This is a genomic window from Curtobacterium sp. ODYSSEY 48 V2 (genome assembly GCF_023712625.1).
Lineage (GTDB): Bacteria > Actinomycetota > Actinomycetes > Actinomycetales > Microbacteriaceae > Curtobacterium.
On the sequence record NZ_JAMAXX010000005.1, the window covers coordinates 245,086 to 263,714 of the forward strand.

13 protein-coding genes and 1 other RNA gene are annotated in these 18,629 nt (G+C 72.0%); 4 read left to right on the forward strand and 10 right to left on the reverse strand.

Annotated elements, in window-relative coordinates; genetic code table 11:
* Positions 1-47: 47 nt before the first annotated feature.
* From ssrA to M3666_RS09740, 6 genes are all read right to left on the reverse strand, one after another.
* Positions 48-425, reverse strand: a transfer-messenger RNA (tmRNA) gene (gene ssrA, locus M3666_RS09715).
* Between the two features lie 132 nt (positions 426-557).
* On the reverse strand, positions 558-1,034 hold the full coding sequence (smpB, locus tag M3666_RS09720) for an SsrA-binding protein SmpB (RefSeq protein WP_066654782.1): 477 nt from the start codon (positions 1,032-1,034) through the stop codon (positions 558-560).
* Positions 1,035-1,247: 213 nt separating this feature from the next.
* Positions 1,248-2,162: a permease-like cell division protein FtsX gene (gene ftsX, locus M3666_RS09725; protein WP_209682249.1), complete on the reverse strand. Its 915-nt coding sequence runs from the start codon at positions 2,160-2,162 to the stop codon at positions 1,248-1,250.
* Complete coding sequence (ftsE, locus tag M3666_RS09730) at positions 2,159-2,917, reverse strand: cell division ATP-binding protein FtsE (protein WP_066654786.1); 759 nt, start codon at positions 2,915-2,917, stop codon at positions 2,159-2,161. Before ftsE ends, ftsX begins: the two co-directional genes overlap by 4 nt.
* 72 nt (positions 2,918-2,989) lie before the next feature.
* Complete coding sequence (gene prfB / locus M3666_RS09735) at positions 2,990-4,099, reverse strand: peptide chain release factor 2 (protein WP_066654787.1); 1,110 nt, start codon at positions 4,097-4,099, stop codon at positions 2,990-2,992.
* Between the two features lie 108 nt (positions 4,100-4,207).
* Positions 4,208-5,371 carry a cysteine desulfurase family protein gene (locus tag M3666_RS09740; protein ID WP_251155107.1) on the reverse strand — a complete coding sequence of 388 codons (1,164 nt, stop codon included), beginning with the start codon at positions 5,369-5,371 and terminating at the stop codon, positions 4,208-4,210.
* A gap of 60 nt (positions 5,372-5,431) precedes the next feature.
* Between M3666_RS09740 and M3666_RS09745 the strand changes: the two genes are divergently transcribed.
* The 3 genes from M3666_RS09745 (at position 5,432) to glgB (ending at position 12,339) form a co-directional block, all read left to right on the forward strand.
* Entirely contained in the window at positions 5,432-7,486 is a 2,055-nt protein-coding gene (locus M3666_RS09745) for a glycogen-debranching protein (RefSeq protein WP_251155108.1), read from the forward strand.
* A gap of 153 nt (positions 7,487-7,639) precedes the next feature.
* On the forward strand, positions 7,640-9,640 hold the full coding sequence (locus M3666_RS09750; protein WP_251155109.1) for an alpha-1,4-glucan--maltose-1-phosphate maltosyltransferase: 2,001 nt from the start codon (positions 7,640-7,642) through the stop codon (positions 9,638-9,640).
* On the forward strand, positions 9,637-12,339 hold the full coding sequence (glgB, locus tag M3666_RS09755) for a 1,4-alpha-glucan branching protein GlgB (protein ID WP_251155110.1): 2,703 nt from the start codon (positions 9,637-9,639) through the stop codon (positions 12,337-12,339). The genes M3666_RS09750 and glgB overlap by 4 nt, the downstream gene beginning before the upstream one ends.
* Before the next feature lie 276 nt (positions 12,340-12,615).
* Here glgB and M3666_RS09760 read toward each other — a convergent pair whose 3' ends face one another.
* Positions 12,616-13,650 carry a tetratricopeptide repeat protein gene (locus M3666_RS09760; RefSeq protein ID WP_251155111.1) on the reverse strand — a complete coding sequence of 345 codons (1,035 nt, stop codon included), beginning with the start codon at positions 13,648-13,650 and terminating at the stop codon, positions 12,616-12,618.
* Positions 13,647-15,386, reverse strand: a complete 1,740-nt coding sequence (locus tag M3666_RS09765) for a hypothetical protein (RefSeq protein ID WP_066654797.1) — start codon at positions 15,384-15,386, stop codon at positions 13,647-13,649. Before M3666_RS09765 ends, M3666_RS09760 begins: the two co-directional genes overlap by 4 nt.
* Positions 15,387-15,571: 185 nt before the next feature.
* On the opposite strand from M3666_RS09765, the gene M3666_RS09770 reads away from it, so the two are divergent.
* On the forward strand, positions 15,572-17,419 hold the full coding sequence (locus M3666_RS09770) for a hypothetical protein (protein WP_066654799.1): 1,848 nt from the start codon (positions 15,572-15,574) through the stop codon (positions 17,417-17,419).
* Between the two features lie 177 nt (positions 17,420-17,596).
* Here M3666_RS09770 and M3666_RS09775 read toward each other — a convergent pair whose 3' ends face one another.
* Positions 17,597-18,325 (reverse strand): alpha/beta hydrolase, encoded by a 729-nt coding sequence (locus M3666_RS09775; RefSeq protein WP_209682241.1) that lies wholly within the window; start codon positions 18,323-18,325, stop codon positions 17,597-17,599.
* On the reverse strand, positions 18,322-18,627 hold the full coding sequence (locus M3666_RS09780; RefSeq protein ID WP_066654803.1) for a hypothetical protein: 306 nt from the start codon (positions 18,625-18,627) through the stop codon (positions 18,322-18,324). Before M3666_RS09780 ends, M3666_RS09775 begins: the two co-directional genes overlap by 4 nt.
* Between the last annotated feature and the right edge of the window lie 2 nt (positions 18,628-18,629).

Here is an 18,629-nt window from a genome sequence, read left to right on the forward strand (position 1 = left end):
GGCGATCTCGGTTCGATCAGCGCGACAGCGGCTCGACGGCACGGCGTTGGTGGAGATGGGGGGAATCGAACCCCCGTCCATCGCTGCGGTTCGACGTCTTCTACGGGCGTATCCGGATGAGTCGTTCTGCTCGGCCCCGTCCTTTGCTACCGGCTTCTAGGACGACGGGCCCAGTCTCAGTGCAAGTCCCGCACGGCCCTGAGGCGCAACCGTGCAGCAAGTCCTCTGGATGACGCCGGAACTCAGGTTAGAAGACGATCACCTGGCCGACGGACTTCATGTGCTGGGCTGCTTACGCAGCGAGAGCGAAGTCAGTGCGCTTGGAATTGGCACTTGTTGTTTTCCACGGATCGTTCACGAGATGACCGTGGGTCCTCGGCCCGCTTCCCGTCGGCACACAGGCAATGTCGAAACCGATCATCCCCGTACGGGCCGTGACGTGCGAGCCGCTGTCACGCTGTTGAGTTGCCAATGCTCCCCGTGAGGAGCGGACCCCAGCCTAGCGGGGTGTGCTGGACGACGCCACCGACGTTCGCCGAGGGCTCACCCCGCCGCGCTCACTCGCCGAGGCGGTTGCGCGAGCGCATGGCGCGCTCGGCCTCGCGCTTGTCGGTCTTCTCGCGCAGGGCCTGACGCTTGTCGAACTCGCGCTTGCCCTTGGCGACCGCGATCTCGACCTTCGCCCGGCCGTCGTGGAAGTAGATCTTCATCGGCACGAGCGTGTACCCGCCCTGCGCGGTCTTGTGCGAGATCTTCACGATCTGCTGCTTGTGCAGGAGGAGCTTGCGCTTCCGCCGCGGCGCGTGGTTGTTCCACGTCCCCTCGGTGTACTCGGGGATGTGCACGGAGTCGAGCCAGGCCTCGCCACCGTCGATGAACGCGTAGCCGTCGACGAGTGAGGCCCGCCCCTCGCGGAGGGACTTCACCTCGGTACCCGAGAGCACCATGCCCGCCTCGTACGTGTCCTCGATCAGGTAGTCGTGGCGCGCGCGACGGTTGGTCGCCACGATCTTCTCGCCGCGTTCCTTCGCCATGGTGACTCCCTTCGTGACCGGGCACGGGCCCCGGTGCTGCTGCGCAGCCCTACAGCCTAGTGAACACGACGACCGCGGCGCACCTTCCCGGCGCGCCGCACTGCGCCGGCGACCCGAGGCTCGCGCAGGCGGACACGTTGTTGGCAGGACCACCGCGAAGATGTCCGCCACGGCGAGCCTCGCGCCGGACGATCGACCGCCGCTCGGGCCGGGTCAGACGCGCAGGTACCGGCGGATCGCGATGAGCGCCGAGACCCCGGCCAGGAGCACGCCGATCACGATCACCGCGGGCACGACCACGGCCGCGTCGCTCATGCCGATGAAGGCGGTGCCGGAGAACCGCTGCGCCAGGTAGTTCCGGACGAAGAACCAGACCACCGCGGTGATCGCGCCACCGGCGAGCACCGCTCCGATCGCGGCGGCGATCACCCCCTCGAGCACGAAGGGTGTCTGGATGAACCGGTTCGACGCCCCGACCAGGCGCATGATGCCGAGCTCACGTCGCCTGCTGAACGCCGAGAGTCGGATGGTGGTCGCGATGAGCAGCACGGCCGCCACGAGCATCAGCGACGCGATGCCGATCGCCGTGTACGACGATGCGTTGAGCAGGTTGAAGATCGGCTGCAGGTACCCGCGCTGGTCGACGACGCTCTGCACGCCGGCGACCTTCGACAGGCTCTCGACGAGCACGTCCGCCTGCGACGGGTTCTTCAGGTTCACCCAGAAGGTCTCGTTGAGGTACTCCGGCTTCACGAACTCGGTCGCGGGCGAGTCCTTGAACTGCTCCTTGAACCGCGTGAACGCCTGGTCCTGGTCCTCGTAGTACGTCTTCTCGATGTACGGCTTCAGGGTGGACGAGTCGAGCTGCGCCTGGACCTGCTCGCGCTGGTCCTCGGTCGCCTTGGCACCGGTGCAGTTGCCGGTGGTGTCGGTGTCGGTGCACAGGTACACCGCGACCTGCGCCCGGTCGTACCAGTACCCCTTCATCTGGTTGATCTGCATCTGCAGCAGGATCGCCGTGCCCACGAAGGTGAGCGAGATGAAGGTCACCAGGACGACCGAGACCACCATCGACGCGTTGCGCCGCAGGCCCGAGCCGACCTCGGACATGACGAGCCCGAGCCTCATCGGATGAGCCCCGGGATCGTCTGGATGCCGGTCGTGTTCGAGACGCCGGAGCCGCGCTGGATCGGCAGCGCCTGCGTCTGGTACCCGCCGGACTGCTCGTCGCGCAGGACGGTGCCGTTCGAGAGCTCGATGACCCGGCGCTGCATCTGGTTCACGATGCTGGCGTCGTGCGTCGCCATGAGCACGGTGGTGCCTCCCTGGTTGATGCGTTCGAGGAGCGCCATGATGCCCGCCGAGGTGGTCGGGTCGAGGTTGCCGGTGGGCTCGTCGGCCAGCAGGATCGCCGGCTTGTTGACGACCGCACGGGCGATCGCGACGCGCTGCTGCTCACCACCGGAGAGCTCGTGCGGCATCCGGGTGGCCTTGCCGGCCAGGCCGACGAGCTTGAGCACGTCGGTGACGGCCTCGCTGATGAAGCCCTTGCTCTTGCCGATCACCTGGAGCGAGAACGCGACGTTGTCGAAGACGTTCTTGTTCGGCAGGAGCCGGAAGTCCTGGAAGACCACACCGAGGTTGCGGCGGAAGTACGGGACCTTGCGCGACGACAGCGCGCCGAGGCGCTGGCCGAGCACGTGGATCTGCCCGCGGGTCGGCTTCTCCTCCTTGAGCACGAGGCGGAGGAAGCTCGACTTGCCGGAGCCGGACGCGCCGACGAGGAAGACGAACTCACCCTTGAGGATCTCGAGGGAGAGGTCGTCGAGCGCGGGACTCGGGTTGCCCGAGTAGACCTTGGTGACCTGGTCGAATTTGATCATGACCGGATCAGGCTAGGTCGGGTGGGCCGGAAGTCAACCGAGGCGCGCGGCTCGACTCCCCCGCGAGCTCGCTCAGGAATCGTCGCCCTGCTTGCGCCAGCGGATGCCCGCGTTGATGAAGCCGTCCAGGTCCCCGTCGAACACCGACGACGGGTTGTTGACCTCGTGCTCGCTCCGGAGGTCCTTGACCATCTGGTACGGCGCGAGGACGTACGAGCGGATCTGGTCACCCCAGCTCGCCGTGATGTTGCCGGCGAGCTCCTTCTTCTTCGCGTTCTCCTCCTCCTTCTTCAGGAGCAGCAGGCGCGACTGCAGCACGCGCATGGCGGCTGCGCGGTTCTGGATCTGCGACTTCTCGTTCTGCATGGACACGACGGTGCCGGTCGGCAGGTGGGTCAGGCGGACGGCGGAGTCCGTGGTGTTGACCGACTGGCCACCGGGGCCGGAGGACCGGAACACGTCGACCCGGATGTCGTTCTCCGGGATGTCGATGACCGCGGTCTCCGGCATGAGCGGGATGACCTCGACCGCGGCGAACGAGGTCTGGCGCTTGCCCGCGGCACCGAACGGCGACATGCGGACGAGGCGGTGCGTGCCGGCCTCGACCGAGAGCGTGCCGAAGGCGTACGGCGCGTCGACCTCGAACGTCGCGGACTTGATGCCCGCTTCCTCCGCGTAGGAGGTGTCCATGACGGTGGTCTTGAAGCCGTGCTGCTCGGCGTAGCGCAGGTACATGCGGAGGAGCATCTCGGCGAAGTCCGCCGCATCGACACCGCCGGCACCGGCGCGGATCGTGATCACCGCGGGGCGCTCGTCGTACTCGCCGTCGAGGAGGGTCTGCACCTCGAGGTCGCCCATGGTCTTCTGGATGGCCTTGAGCTCGTCCTGCGCCTCGGCCGCGGAGTCGGCGTCGTCGGCCTCGTTCGCCATCTCGACGAGGACCTCGAGGTCGTCGATGCGCTGCTCGGTGTCGGTCATCTTCCGGAGCTCGGCCTGCTTGTGCGAGAGCGCGCTCGTCACCTGCTGCGCGTGCTCGACGTCGTCCCACAGGTCCTGGGCACCCGCCTGCTCGCTCAGTTCGGCGATCTCGCGCTGGAGCCGGTCGACGTCGACGACCGAGCGGATGTTGCCGAAGGTCTCGCGGAGGGCGGACAGCTGCTCGGTGAAGTCAAGTTCGACCATGGTCACCGATCCTACCGGTGCCCACCGGCCGGGAGGCTCGCCGCACTCCGCCGTGTGGGCTCGCGTCCGGCAGGTGGCCGCTGTGGAGGACCGTGGGGACCTGGTCGCTCAGCGTCCGAGCAGAGGCGTCCGGGACGCCAGGCCGGCTGCGCCGGCCCGGGCGACCGCGTCGGGCAGCGCGGCGAGGAAGGCGTCGACGTCGGCCTCGGTCGAGGTGTGCCCGAGCGTGATGCGCAGGGCGCCGCGGGCCTCGTCCTCGGACAGGCCCATGCCGAGCAGCACGTGCGACGCCTCGGGGATGCCGGCCTGGCAGGCGGACCCGGTCGACACGGCGACCCCGGCCGCGTCGAGCAGGAACAGCAGCGAGTCGCCCTCGCACCCGGGGAAGGTGAAGTGGGCGTTGCCGGGGAGCCGGTCGACCGGGTCGCCCATGAGCACGGCGCTCGGGACGCGTTCCAGGACCCCCGCGACGAGCCGGTCGCGCAGGGCCGACGCGTCGTGCAGCCCGGCGTCGGCGGCGACCCCGAAGGCCGCCGCCGCCGGGGCGTCCTGCGTCCCGCTGCGGACCTGTCGCTGCTGGCCACCGCCGTGGATGAGCGGCTCGACCGTCGCACGGCGCCCGAGGACCAGCGCGCCGATCCCGACCGGCCCACCGATCTTGTGCGCCGACACGCTGAGCGCGTCGAGGCCGGAGGCCGCGAACGACACCGGGACCTGCCCGTACGCCGCGACGGCGTCGCTGTGCACCGGCACACCGGCGGCGTGCGCCAGCTCGACGATGCGGTCGACCGGCTGCAGGGTCCCGACCTCGTTGTTCGCCCACAGGAACGTGACCAGGGCGACGTCCGAGGCGTCGGCGAGCCGTGCCTCCAGGCCGACGAGGTCGACGCGACCCTGCGCGTCCAGCGGGACCACGTCGACGACGGCGCCCTCGTGGCGCTCGAGCCACTCGACCGTGTCGACGGTGGCGTGGTGCTCGCCCGCCGGCACGACGATGCGCGGCCGCGGACGGTCCTGCTGCCGCGCCCAGTACAGCCCCTTGAGCGCGAGGTTGATGCTCTCGGTGCCGCCGGAGGTGAAGACGACCTCGACCGGCTCCGCGTCGAGCGACCGGGCGACCGCGGCGCGACCGTCCTCGAGCAGCATCTTCGCGCGCTGGCCGGCGCTGTGGATCGACGACGGGTTGCCCACCGTGGCCAGGGCCCGGGTGAACGCGGCGAGCGCCGCGGGCAGGATGGGCGTCGTCGCCGCGTGGTCGAGGTAGACCGGCATGACTGCGCCCCTTCCGTGTGCGTTCACAGGATACCTCCGGCCCCTCGTACCCTGGTCGTCATGCACCGCACCGCGATCGACGAGACCCCCGGCTTCCGCCTCGGTGACGGCGTGCCCCGCTTCTCGGTGCGTTCCGCCTCCGCGACCGCGGTGACCCTCGTGGTCGTCGACGCCGACGGTGTCGAGACCCGCCACGTCCTGTCGCGGACCGACGGCACCGACCGGTGGGCGGCGGAGACGCCGGACGTGCGGCCGGGCGATCGGTACCACCTGCTCGTCGACGGTCCGGACGGACCCCGCCACGCGTTCGACCCCGCGCGACCGCTGCTCGACCCGTACGCGCGTGGCATCGTCCCCGCGGCGACGGCCGCTGGGAGCGGCGGCCCACGGTGGACGAGCGTCGTGGTCGACGATGCCTTCGACTGGGGCGGTGTGCCGAAGCCCGACGTCCCCCTGGACCGGACCGTCGTGTACGAGGCGAACGTCCGCACGCTCACCGCTGCGAACCCCGACGTCCCCGAGCACCTGCGCGGGACGTACGCCGGCGTCGCGCACCCGAGCACCATCGCCCACCTGCGCCGCATCGGCGTGACGACCCTCGAGCTGCTGCCCGTGCACGCGTTCGACACCGAGGCGTGGCTCCGGGACGCCGGTTGCGAGAACGCCTGGGGCTACAACACCCTCGGGTTCTTCGCACCGCACGCGGCCCACGCCTCGTCGGACGCCCGTGCAGCGGGTGCCTCCGCGGTGCTCCGCGAGTTCAAGGGCATGGTGCGACTCCTGCACGAGGCGGGCGTCCAGGTGCTGCTCGACGTCGTCTACAACCACACCGCCGAGGAGGGCACCGGCGGACCCACCACCTCGCTGCGCGGCATCGACGGGGCGGGGCGGTACCGCTGGACCGAGGACGGTGCGTCGTACTACGACACCACCGGCTGCGGGAACACGCTCGACACCTCGGTCGAGGCCACCGCGGACATGGTCGTCGACAGCCTGCGCTACTGGGCGCGCGAGGTGCAGGTCGACGGGTTCCGGTTCGACCTGATGGCGGCGCTCGCCCGCGACGAGCACCACGTGTTCGACCCGGCGCACCCGTTGCTCGAGCGCATCCGGCAGCACCGGGACCTGCAGGACGTGCTCGTCGTCGCCGAGCCGTGGGACGTCGGTCCCGACGGGTGGCGCACGGGGGCGTTCGGCCCCGGCACGAGCGAGTGGAACGACGGGTTCCGGAACACCGTCCGCCAGTTCTGGCTGACCGACGTCGCCGAGGAACGCCGGAACGGCACCCCGCAGGCGGGCATCGGTCGGCTCGCCGAGGCGCTCACCGGGTCCCGCGGCACCTTCGGCCAGGAGCGCGGCCCCCTCGCGAGCGTCAACTTCGTCACGGCCCACGACGGCTTCACGCTGCTCGACCTCGTCTCGCACGACCGCAAGCACAACGAGGCGAACGGCGAGGACGGGCGGGACGGGTCCGACGACAACCGCTCGTTCAACCACGGGATCGAGGGCGACACGGCCGACCGCGGGGTGCGTGCCGCCCGGGGCCGGTCGATGCGGAACCTCGTCGGCACCCTGATGCTCTCGGCGGGCATCCCGATGCTGACCGCCGGCGACGAGCGCAGCAGGACGCAGCACGGCAACAACAACGCCTACGTCGTGTCCGACGACCTGACCGCCGTCGACTGGTCGGACGACGAGGACGCCGAGGCGATGACCGAGGCGGTCGCGGCGCTCACGCGGCTGCGCGCAGCGCACCCGGCGCTCCGGCCGACGCGCTTCGGGGTCGAGGGGCGGGAGACGCCCGGAGCGTCGCGCATGGCGTGGTACGGACCGGACGGGCAGCCGATGACCCCCGAGGGGTGGGACCAACCCATCCACCGGGTCGTGCAGTACTTCGCCGAGTCGACCCCGGAGCACGAGCCGTTCGACCGGGTGCTCGTGGTCGTGCACGGCAGCGGGCGGACGCGGGACCTGACGCTGCCGGCGCGCCAGGACGTGCTCGGGTACCGGTTGGCCTGGTCGAGCGAGAAGCACCGCGACCACGAGCGGCTCCGGCCGGGCGGGCAGGTCTTCACCGCGTACGGCCCCGGCATCCACGTCTTCGAGGTGGCGTAGGGGGGTCGTGGCCCTCCGCGCGCCCGTCCGGGGAAGGAACGGGCGACGGAGCCCGCACGTGCGCGTCCTGCACAGGCCGTGTGACGCGCCCGACACTGCACAGGGAACGCGTTCCGGGGAACGCGAGCGCTCCGGCCGGGTAGCGTCGCCTCCGTGGCCACCGCAGATCGACCCCGCCGACCGAAGATCGGACGCATCCCGATCACCCAGCTCGCGCCGACGACCCCGAACGGGTTCCCGGGCAAGGCGTTCGACGGCGAGGTGATCACGTTCGGCGCGACCGTCTTCCGCGAGGGCCACGGGGTCATCGGCGCCGACCTCGTGCTCGAACGCCCGGACGGCGGCACACGCACCGTGCCGATGCTGCTCGGCGCCCCCGGCACGGACCGCTACGAGGCCACCGTGCAGGTCGACCACGTCGGCGTCTGGACGTGGCACGTCGAGTCGTTCTCCGACGACTGGGCGACGTGGCTGCACGCCGCCCGGCTCAAGATCGCCGCCGGTGTCGACACCGAGGCGACGCTCCTCGACGGCGCCGTCCTGCTCGACCGACTCGCCGCCGAGACCGACTCCAGCGCCGCCGTCCGCGCGGCCGAGCAGCTGCGGGACACCGACCTCGAGCCGACCGAGCGCCTCACGGCCGTCGACGACCCGCGCATCACGGGTGAGGTCGAGGACTCCCCGCTGACCTCGCTCCGGACGCACTCCCCCACGCAGCTCCTCGACGTCGAGCGGCAGCGCGCGGGCGTCGGCGCCTGGTACGAGTTCTTCCCCCGCAGCGAAGGGGCGAAGAAGAACGCCGACGGCTCGTGGAGGAGCGGCGACTTCCGCACCGCGGCCCGCCGGCTCCCGGCCGTCGCGCGCATGGGCTTCGACGTGGTCTACCTCCCGCCGATCCACCCGATCGGCACCACGGCGCGCAAGGGCCCGAACAACACGCTCACCCCGGGACCGCACGACCCGGGCAGCCCGTGGGCGATCGGTGGTCCCGAGGGCGGGCACGACGCGATCCACCCCGACCTCGGCACCGAGGACGACTTCCGCGTCTTCGTCGAGACGGCGAAGAACAGCGGGATGGAGGTCGCGCTCGACTTCGCACTCCAGTGCTCCCCCGACCACCCGTGGGTGGACCAGCACCCCGAGTGGTTCACGGTCCGGGCGGACGGGTCGATCGCCACGGCCGAGAACCCGCCGAAGCGGTACCAGGACATCTACCCGATCCAGTTCGACAGCGACCCCGAGGGCATCGTCACCGAGGTCCTGCGGGTCCTCGAGCACTGGATCGCGTTCGGGATCCGCATCTTCCGCGTCGACAACCCGCACACCAAGCCGCTCTGGTTCTGGGAACGCGTCATCCGCGAGGTCCGCGACCAGCACCCGGACACGGTGTTCCTCGCCGAGGCCTTCACCCGCCCGGCGATGATGCGCGCCCTGGCCGAGGCCGGGTTCCAGCAGTCGTACACGTACTTCACGTGGCGGAACACGAAGGAGGAGATCCAGGACTACTTCGCCGAGCTCAGCCACGAGACGAGCGCCTACCTGCGCCCGAACCTCTTCGTGAACACCCCCGACATCCTCACCGAGTACCTGCAGTTCGGCGGTCGCGCCGGTTACAAGGTGCGCGCCGCGCTCGCCGCGACCGGGGCGCCGACCTGGGGCATGTACGCCGGGTACGAGCTCTTCGAGGACGTCGCACGCCCGGGGTCCGAGGAGAACATCGACAACGAGAAGTACGAGTACAAGCCGCGCGACTTCGCCCTGGCCGAGGCCGAGGGCGCGAGCCTCGCGCCCTACGTCACGATGCTCAACCGCTTCCGTCAGGCCCACCCCGCGCTGCGTCAGCTCCGGAACCTGCACGTCCACGACGCCGAGGACCCGGCGATCGTCGTCTACTCGAAGCACCTGCCCGCCGAGTTCATCCGGTCGGGCCGCGCGGACACGGTGATCGTCGTCGCGAACGTCGACCCGCACTCGGCGCGCGAGACCACCGTGCACCTCGACCTCGCCGCGCTCGGGCTGCCGAACGAGCAGCCGTTCGTCGTCCGCGACGTCGTCACCGGGCAGCGCTGGGAGTGGGGTTCGTCCAACTACGTCCGCCTCGACGCCTTCCAGGAGCCCGTGCACCTGCTCGTCGTGGAGGGACCCGTCCGATGACCGACAGCGACCCGAAGGGGACCCCGCCGATGGGCTCCGACCGTCCCACCCCCGCCACCCCGGACCGAGGCCAGGGGCCGAGCGTCCCGCCGGTGCCGCCCCCGCCGCCGCCCGTGACCCGCTCCCGTGCCCCGGGCGAGGTCCCGCCGGCCGACCGACCGGCCCCCCGGTACGAGCCACGGGTCTCGGCACCGCACGAGGACCTCCCCGGCGCCGCGCCCGTGGCGAAGGAGACGCCGGACCGCGGGGTCCCGGAGTCGGCGACCCTCGCCGGCGCAGCTCGTGACGGCTCCCCGGCACCGACCGGCCCGGAGCCCACGGACCCGACCGGTCTGTCGGCGGACGGCGCGGACGCACCGCTCTCCGAGGGTGGACGCTCGGCGGCACCGGGAGCGACGGCGACCGCGGCGGACCTCGTCCCAGCACCCGAGTCCGCAGCACCACAGCCCGCGGCACCGCAGCACGCAGCACCGCAGCACGCAGCGCCCGCCGGCGGCTCCGACGTCGCCCCGACCTCGGGAGCGGCTCCCCGGCCGGCGCCGGTCGAGGACTGGCTCCGCCAGCAGGTGGCCGAGGGCCGTTGGTCCCAGCCGCACGACGTGCTCGGTCCGCACCCGGTGGACGGGGGCACGAGCGTGCGCGTCGTCCGGCACCTCGCGACGGCCGTCCGCATCGTGCGCCCCGACGGCGACGACGTCGAACTGACCCACGAGGGCGACGGTCTCTGGGCGGGCGCCACGACCGGCACGCTCGGTCGGTACCGCGTCGAGGCCGACTACGACCTCGACGAGTCCACCGACGCCGACGACGCGACGTGGACCACCGACGACGCCTACCGCTTCGCGCCGACCATCGGCGAGCTCGACCTCCACCTGTTCGGCGAGGGCCGTGACGAGCAGCTCTGGCAGCACCTCGGCGCGCACGTCCGCACCGTCGACGGCGTCGACGGCGTCGCGTTCACCGTGTGGGCACCCCGCGCCACCGCCGTCCGCGTGATCGGGGACTTCGAGGGGTGGGAGGGCCGCACCACCGCGATGCGTCGCCTGAACGACCTCGGCGTGTGGGAGCTCTTCTGGCCCGGCGCCCTCGTCGGGCAGCGGTACAAGTTCCAGATCCTCACCGACTCCGGCTGGGTCGAGCGAGCGGACCCGTTCGCCCGACGCACCGAGGTCCCGCCGCTGACCGCCTCGGTCGTCACCGCCTCCGACCACACGTGGTCCGACGGCGACACCGCCTGGATGGAGCGTCGAGCGCAGACGACGACCCACGATGCGCCGATGAGCGTCTACGAGGTGCACCTCGGATCGTGGCGCCCCGGGCTCTCCTACCGCGAGGCCGCCGATGCGCTCATCGGCCACGTGCAGCACCTCGGGTTCACCCACGTCGAGTTCCTGCCGCTCGCCGAGCACCCGTTCGGTGGCTCGTGGGGCTACCAGGTCACCGGGTACTACGCTCCGACCGCGCGCTTCGGCACGCCGGACGACCTGCGCTACCTGATCGACCGCCTGCACAGCGCCGGCATCGGCGTGATCATGGACTGGGTACCGGGACACTTCCCGAAGGACGAGTGGGCACTCGCGAAGTTCGACGGCTACGCGCTGTTCGAGCACCCGGATCCGCGTCGCGGTGAGCAGCTCGACTGGGGCACCTTCGTGTTCGACTTCGGGCACCCGCAGGTCCGCAACTTCCTGGTGGCGAACGCGCTCTACTGGTTCGAGGAGTTCCACATCGACGGCCTGCGGGTCGACGCCGTGGCCTCGATGCTGTACCTCGACTACTCCCGCACCGAGTGGCTGCCGAACATCCACGGCGGTCGCGAGAACCTCGAGGCGATCTCGTTCCTGCAGGAGACGAACGCCACGGCCTACAAGCGCTACCCCGGCATCGTGATGGTCGCCGAGGAGAGCACCTCGTGGCCCGGTGTCACCCAGCCGACGAGCGCCGGCGGGCTCGGCTTCGGCCAGAAGTGGAACATGGGCTGGATGCACGATTCGCTGCAGTACATCGAGCGTGACCCGGCGTACCGCGCGTACCACCACGACGAGATCACGTTCTCGCTGGTCTACGCCTTCAGTGAGCAGTTCACCCTGCCGATCAGCCACGACGAGGTCGTGCACGGGAAGGGCTCGCTCTACGGGAAGATGCCCGGCGACGAGTGGCAGAAGCTCGCGAACGTCCGGGCGTACCTCGCGTTCATGTGGGCGCACCCCGGCAAGCAACTGCTCTTCATGGGCCAGGAGTTCGCCCAGCCGTCGGAGTGGTCCGAGGCCCGGGGGCTGGACTGGTGGCTCCTCGACGATCCGGGACACCTCGGCGTGCAGGACCTCGTGGCGTCGCTGAACCGCGTCTACAAGGAGACCCCGGCGCTGTGGACGCACGACTCCTCCCCCGAGGGCTTCGAGTGGATCGAGGGCGGCGACGCGCCGCACTCGACGCTCGGGTTCCTCCGGAAGGACGGCGACGACCGCCTCGCGGTCTTCGTGAACTTCTCCGGGGTACCCGTCGAGCGCCGGTTCGGGCTGCCCGCTGCGGGCACCTGGCACGAGGTGCTCAACACCGACGCCACGGAGTACGGCGGGTCCGGTGTCGGCAACATGGGTTCGGTCACGGCCGACGAGACGCCGTGGGCCGGCCGCCCGGCCTCGGCCCACCTGGTGGTCCCGCCGCTGGGTGCGGTCTGGCTGCGACTGGCCGACTGACCCCGCCGCCGCGCGGACGCGACCGCGGGACGGACGGGAGGCCCGGTGCCAGCTGGCACCGGGCCTCCCGTCCGTCGTCCGCCCGTGTCGTCCGCGGTGCACGCCGCGCGAGACGCCCCCGAACACAGGAGACGCCCCCGTTCCCGGGGGCGTCTCGTGGTTCCTGCGGCGTCTCGCACTGACGCCGGCGTCTCGCACCGACGCCGGCGTCTCGCACTGACGCCGGCGTCTCGCACCGGCGCTGGCGTCTCGTACCGGCCGACGGTGGCGCGTCGGTCAGTACAGTGCGCTCGCCAGACGGCGCCGTGCCGCGGCCACACGCGGGTCGTCCACCCCGATCAGCTCGAAGTACTCGACGAGCCGGACGCGCAGCGTCTCACGGTCCGCACCGAACACCGTCGGGACCAGGTCGAGCAGCCGCCCGAAGGCGTCCTCGACGTGCCCTCCGCTGACGTCCAGGTCGGCGACGGCCATCTGTGCCTCGACGTCCTGCGGCGCCGCGGCCGCGGCACTGCGGAGCTCGTCGGCCGTGCGACCGTTCAACCGGTCGAGCAACGAGACCTGCGCGAGCCCGGCGACGGCCATCTGGTCGTTCGGGTCCTGCGCGATCGCGGTCTTGTACTCCTGCACGGCGGCGGCGTAGTCGCCCCGCTCGATGGCGTCGTACGCTGCCTGGTGGTGCGGCGGCAGCGGCTCGGGAGCCGGCTCGCCCTGGGGCTCCGTCTCGGCAGCGCCGTCGACGGTGACCCGACCGGTCACGCCGTTCTGCTCGGCAGCGGCGACGACCTGCTCGAAGACGTCGCGCACCTGTGCCTCGGGCAGCGCGCCGACGAAGAGTCCGAGCGGCCGACCACCGATCACGGCGGCGACGGTCGGGATCGACTGCGCCTGGAACGCCTGCACGAGCTGCGGGTTGGTGTCCGCGTCGACCTTGGCGAGCACCACGCGACCGTCGTACTCCGCGGTCAGCTGCTCGAGGATCGGCGAGAGCTGCTTGCACGGCCCGCACCACTCCGCCCAGATGTCGACGATCACCGGGACGACGGACGAGAGCTGCAGGACGTCCTGGAAGCTCTGGTCGGTGACGTCGATGACGAGCGACGGGACGGTCAGGTCGGCATCGGGACCGGCACCGGTCGCCGGGACGCCGCCCGGCACGGCAGCGGCGCCGGCGCCGCCGGTGCCCGCGGCTGCGCCCGGGCCTCCGGTGGGAGCACCCGCTTGCTGCGTCGGCCGCTGAGCGCGGTCGACGAGGGACGACAGGTCGACGGCTCCGCGGAGACCGGACGGGGTCGGGGGGACGTTGGTCATTGCACCTCACTCGCTGCGGTCAGGCCCTGCGTGAACCCGAGCAGGACCACCTTCTCATCACTGCCGACCGGCGGCACGGAGAACAGCAGCTGGACGCTGTACGTCGCGCTGATCCCCTTCGTGCTCGAGTCGACGCCGGAGAGGGCCTTGACCGCCCCCTCGGTGTTGACCTCGGCGCCGGCCGCGGTCGGGGTCACCTTCTCGACCTCGTCGAGCGAGGCCGACACGAGCGCACCCGCGCCGTCCGTGGCGATCGCCACGGCGCCGTCGTCGGGCACCTCGGACGAGTACTCGATCTTCGCGGTGTCCGGCAGCGACTCGGCCTTCTTGTCCTTGTACGCCTTCCCGATCGTCGAGCGCAGACCGTCGCCGTCGGAGGCGAAGAGCGAGGCGGAGTCGCTGTCCGAGTCCTTCGCCAGCACGTCGCCGTACGCGGCTGCGATGTCGTCGGGCGCGATGCGCAGGAGCTTCGTGTCCCCGGCGAGCCGTGCCGCACCGATCGACGTCGGCGCCAGGCTCGGGATCTCCGCAGCGGCCTCGAGCGACACGTCGTAAGCGACCTTGTAGTCGTCGCGCGCGCTGTCCTGCACCAGGGTGAGGGCCTGCGGAGCGGTCTTCGCGGAGCAGTCCTCGGCGACGACCGTGAAGATCGTGCGCGGCCAGCTGTCGGTCTGCTGCGGGAGTGCCACGCAGACCTGACCGGCCGAGATCGCAGGCGGCGTCTCGACGTCGGTGTCCTTCTCGCGGATCGCGTAGTTCGCCTTGCGGAAGTCGAGGGCGGCTCCGGTGAAGCGGGTCTCGAGCAGCGTCGCGTCACGGTCGGCATCGGCCTTCGACGCGACCTCGGCGACCCGCTCGACGATCCGGCGGATCTGCTGCTCGGTCGCAGCGGTCGGTTCGGTCGAGTCCGCGGCGCCGGTGGCCGAGGCGGTCGGCGTCGGGGTGGCGCCGGAGCCACCGCCCTGCGGCCAGTAGTCCGACGAGCAGCCAGCGAGACCGAGCGCCCCCACGAGCACGATCGGCACGGCCACCAGGGAACGACGGCCACGACGACCGCGGACCGGCACCTGTGCCCCCGCGGCGGCTGCACGACGCGACGCCCGCACGCGCGGCGGACGCGACCCACCGCTGCGGCGACGCGGACCACGACCACGACGCTGGTGCAGGAACGCCCAGACCAGCAGCGCGACGCCACCGACCAGGAAGAGTCCGCCCGCGACGAGGAGCGGACCGACGGAGGGCGTCGCGGTGTCCCGCGGCCAGGTCACCGACACGTCGGTCGGCGCGGCGTCGGACCCGTCGGCGAGCACCACGACCGAGACGTCGGCGGGCAACCGGACGGTGAACCGTCCCGCACCGTCCCACTCCTGGTACCAGAGGTCGCTGCCCTTCGGGTCCGGCACGGAGTCGGCCGATCCCGTCGTGCGGCCGACCAGGCGGTCCTGCTCGGCGTCGAAGCGCAGGGTGGTGTGCTTCGCGTCACCGATCCACGCGTCGACGTCGGCGGTCCTGCCGTAGGCCGCGAACACCGTCCCGGAACCCGAGACGTCGATGCGCTGGTACCCGGGGTTCGCGTTGAGCGTCGACCCCGGGATCACGGTCACCGGGGCCGAGGCCGTGCTCGAGGACTCTGCGACGAGCGACGAGGGCGGCGCGAACACGGTGCGCTGCCCGACCGCGAGACCGACGAGCAGCAGACCGATGACGAAACTGACGATCGCCAGGACGAATCGCACGGATCTTCTCCCTACCGCGCCGGGGGTGGGGGGATCGGCGCGCGAATCAGCGCTCCAGGATAGCGAGGCACCCTGGACATCGCATCCCCCACCGCTGTCCACGGGCTCAGTCGGCGCCGGTGGGCCGCCACTAGACTCGTCCGCGGGCCAAGGGCTGGCCCTCCGCCGACCCCCAGGAGCAACACGTGGCGAACGACGAGGCCGAGTTCGGGACCGAGCTGCGCGGGTACCGCCGCGACGAGGTGGACCGCTCGGTGAACGAGCTCCGCCGCGAACTCATCAAGTCGAACACCGACCGCGCCGAGGCCGCCAAGGAGATCCGTCTCCTGCAGGCGCGTGTCGCGGACCTGCAGGGCGAGCTCGACGAGGCCGGCACCCCGACCTACAGCGGGCTCGGCACCCGCCTCGAGTCCACCCTGCGCGTGGCCGAGGAGCAGTCGACACGGCTCATCAGCCAGGCGGACATCGACGCCCAGCGGCTCCGCGCATCGAGTCGGCACGAGGCCGAGCGTCTGCTCCGCGAAGCCCGGCAGGAGGCGTCGGAGACCCTCGAGGACGCCCGCTCCCGTGCGACCGACGAGCTCACCCGCGCCCGGGCCGAGTCGTCCGACACGATCGAGCGTGCCCGTGCCGAGGCCGGCCTGCTGACCCAGGACGCCCGCAACGAGGCCGCCGCCGTCCGGGGTGCAGCCGTCACCGAGGCCGCCGAGGTCCGCTCGGTCGCCATCCGCGAGACCGATGCCCTGCGTGCCCGTGTCGAGCGCGAGGTCGCCGAGCTGCGCGAGGACGCGCAGCGCGCGGCCGAGGACGCCCGTCGCGCCGCTGCCGACCTCGACCGGGAGACCGAGCACCGACGCAGTGTGTTCGAGGCCGACCACGCCCGGCGCACCGCGGACCTCGACCGCGAGGAGACCACGCGGCGCGCCGCCCTCGAGCGGGAGGTCGCCGAGGGCCGCGCTGCCTGGCAGCGCGAGCGCGACGAGCAGCGCCGAGCGCACGAGCTCGCGCTCGAGACCGGCCGGGCCGAGCTCGAGTCCGAGGTCGAGCGCGGCCGGGCCGCACTCGAGGCGGAGACCAGCGACCGTCGTCGTGAGCTCGACGCCGAACTCGGTGCCGCCCGCGCACGCTGGGAGCGCGAGGCAGCCGAGGCCCGCACCGCCCTCGACCAGGAGCTCGAGGCCGCCCGTGCGCAGCTCCGTGTCGACGAGGAGCAGACCCGGGCCGAGAACGCACGCCTGGTGGAGGAGACCGCTGCCCGCATCGCCGCGGAACTCGAGGAGCACCGCGCCCGCCTCGAACGCGAGCGCGCCGAGGCCGACGCCGCCGCCGAGCGCGCCGCGCGCGAGCACGCCGACGAGCTCGCTGCGCGCCGCGAGCGGGAGCACGCCGAGGTCGACACCGAGATCGCCGACCGCCGCACGGCCGAGCTCTCCGACCTCGAGGCCGAGCGCACGGCGCTGCAGCAGGAGGTCGACACGGTGCGCGCCGACCTGCAGCAGGAACGCGATGAGGTCCGCACGGCGATCGCCCGAGAACGCGACGAGGCCCGCGCGGCGCTCGAGTCCGAGCTCGCCGCCCGCCGTGACGACGCCGAGCAGGACTACCTGCAGAAGCACCAGGAGACGGTGGCCGAGACGCAGAAGTACCTCGACGAGGCCAACCTGCAGCTCGCCGAGGCGACCCGCCGCGCGTCCGAGGCGCGGGAGCGCGCCGAGCGGCTGCAGCAGGAGGCCGACGACCTCGAGCGCACGAGCACCGCGCAGGCACAGGAACGTGCACGCACCATCGTCAGCGACGCCCAGGAGCGAGTCCACCGGATGATCGCGGAGGCCGAGGAACGGTCGGCCGCGGCGATCGCCGAGTCCGAGGACCGGCTCGCCGCCATCCGCACCGAGCGCGACGCGGTCGCCGGGTACCTGGAGAACCTGCGCGGCGTGCTCACGCACGCCACCGGGCTCCTCGACGAGTCCCCCGTGGCGGCCGGCCGGCCGGCGGACGACGAGGCCCTCGACGAGGACGCCACCGCCCGCTGAGGACGGCATCCGCGACCCGGCCCGGAGGCGCACCGCGCGCCTCCGGGCCGGGTCGCGTCCCCCCGCGCCAGCCGTGGCGCTCCCCGCTCACCCGGGACGGTCGGCTCGCGGGGCACGGTCGCCGTCCGGCCCTGACCGGTCGGTGGCGTCAGCCCGGTCGCGACGCCGACCGTGTGGTCAGTCGTCGAGGTGCGTCGGCAGCGGCGCGCTGCCCGGGACCACGAGGTCCGCGACGGCGTCGAGGACCGTGCGGACGTACCGTTCCCCGACCCACAGGTGCTTCGCGCCCGCGACGGGGACGACCCGCACGTTCGGCGCGACGGCGAAGCGGCGGACCGCGTCCTCCGGCTGCAGGAAGTCGTCGTGCTCCGGGACCAGCGCGACGACCGGGACGTCCACGTCCGCCCAGCGTCGGAGCTCGTCGTCCGAGGTCCGGTGCAGCGGGGGCGACAGCAGCACCACGCCGGCGACGTTCCCCGCGGCGACGTGTTCGAGGCCGTGCTTGAGGACGACCTCGGTGCCGAACGACCAGCCGAGGAGCCACGGGGTCGGCAGTCCGCGTGCGACGGTCTCCTGCACGGCGGCGCGGAGGTCGAAGCCCTCGGACTCACCGTCACCGAAGACGCCCTCGGACGTGCCCCGTGGCGAGGTCACCGACCGGAAGTTGAACCGCAGCACCGCGATGTCGGCCAGCGCGGGCAGGCGCGAGGCAGCCTTCTTCAGCACGTGGCTGTCCATGAACCCGTGCGCGGTCGGCAGCGGGTGGAGCGTCACGAGCGTGCCCCGCGCAGGCCGGTCGAGCGGCTCGGCGAGCTCGCCGACGAGGGTGAGGTGGTCGTCCGTCACCAGTTCGATGTCGGTACGTCGGGCGGGGAGCTCGGTGTTCGAGCGGATCTCGGTGCTCATGCGATGCTCCAGCAGTGGTTGTGCCAGTGTCGGCGGGACGCCAGGTCGGCGTCGTCCCCGAGCACACCGTCCGCGCGCCAGACCACCACGTGCGCGACACCCGGCAGCACGGCCAGGCCGCAGCCCGGACAGACGTACTCCTTCTGTGCGGACGCCGCGGACACCGGTTGCACGGTGAAGGTGCGACCGCGACGGACCTCGGTCCGCCTCCACGAACTCAGGAGGCGGTCGAGACCGGTCTCGTCCTCGGTCGGCTCGGGACCACGACCACGGGGTCGCCGCGGTCGGTTGCTGCGCGGCACCC

What these genes read in the sequence shown, in the direction of transcription:
- M3666_RS09740 (WP_251155107.1), bottom strand. Translation starts at nt 5,371, where the DNA reads ATGCCGGTCTACCTCGACCACGCGGCGACGACGCCCATCCTGCCCGCG.
- glgB (WP_251155110.1), top strand. Translation starts at nt 9,637, where the DNA reads ATGACCGACAGCGACCCGAAGGGGACCCCGCCGATGGGCTCCGACCGT.
- smpB (WP_066654782.1), bottom strand. Translation starts at nt 1,034, where the DNA reads ATGGCGAAGGAACGCGGCGAGAAGATCGTGGCGACCAACCGTCGCGCG.
- ftsE (WP_066654786.1), bottom strand. Translation starts at nt 2,917, where the DNA reads ATGATCAAATTCGACCAGGTCACCAAGGTCTACTCGGGCAACCCGAGT.
- M3666_RS09775 (WP_209682241.1), bottom strand. Translation starts at nt 18,325, where the DNA reads ATGAGCACCGAGATCCGCTCGAACACCGAGCTCCCCGCCCGACGTACC.
- M3666_RS09745 (WP_251155108.1), top strand. Translation starts at nt 5,432, where the DNA reads ATGCACCGCACCGCGATCGACGAGACCCCCGGCTTCCGCCTCGGTGAC.
- M3666_RS09760 (WP_251155111.1), bottom strand. Translation starts at nt 13,650, where the DNA reads ATGACCAACGTCCCCCCGACCCCGTCCGGTCTCCGCGGAGCCGTCGAC.
- ftsX (WP_209682249.1), bottom strand. Translation starts at nt 2,162, where the DNA reads ATGAGGCTCGGGCTCGTCATGTCCGAGGTCGGCTCGGGCCTGCGGCGC.
- prfB (WP_066654787.1), bottom strand. Translation starts at nt 4,099, where the DNA reads ATGGTCGAACTTGACTTCACCGAGCAGCTGTCCGCCCTCCGCGAGACC.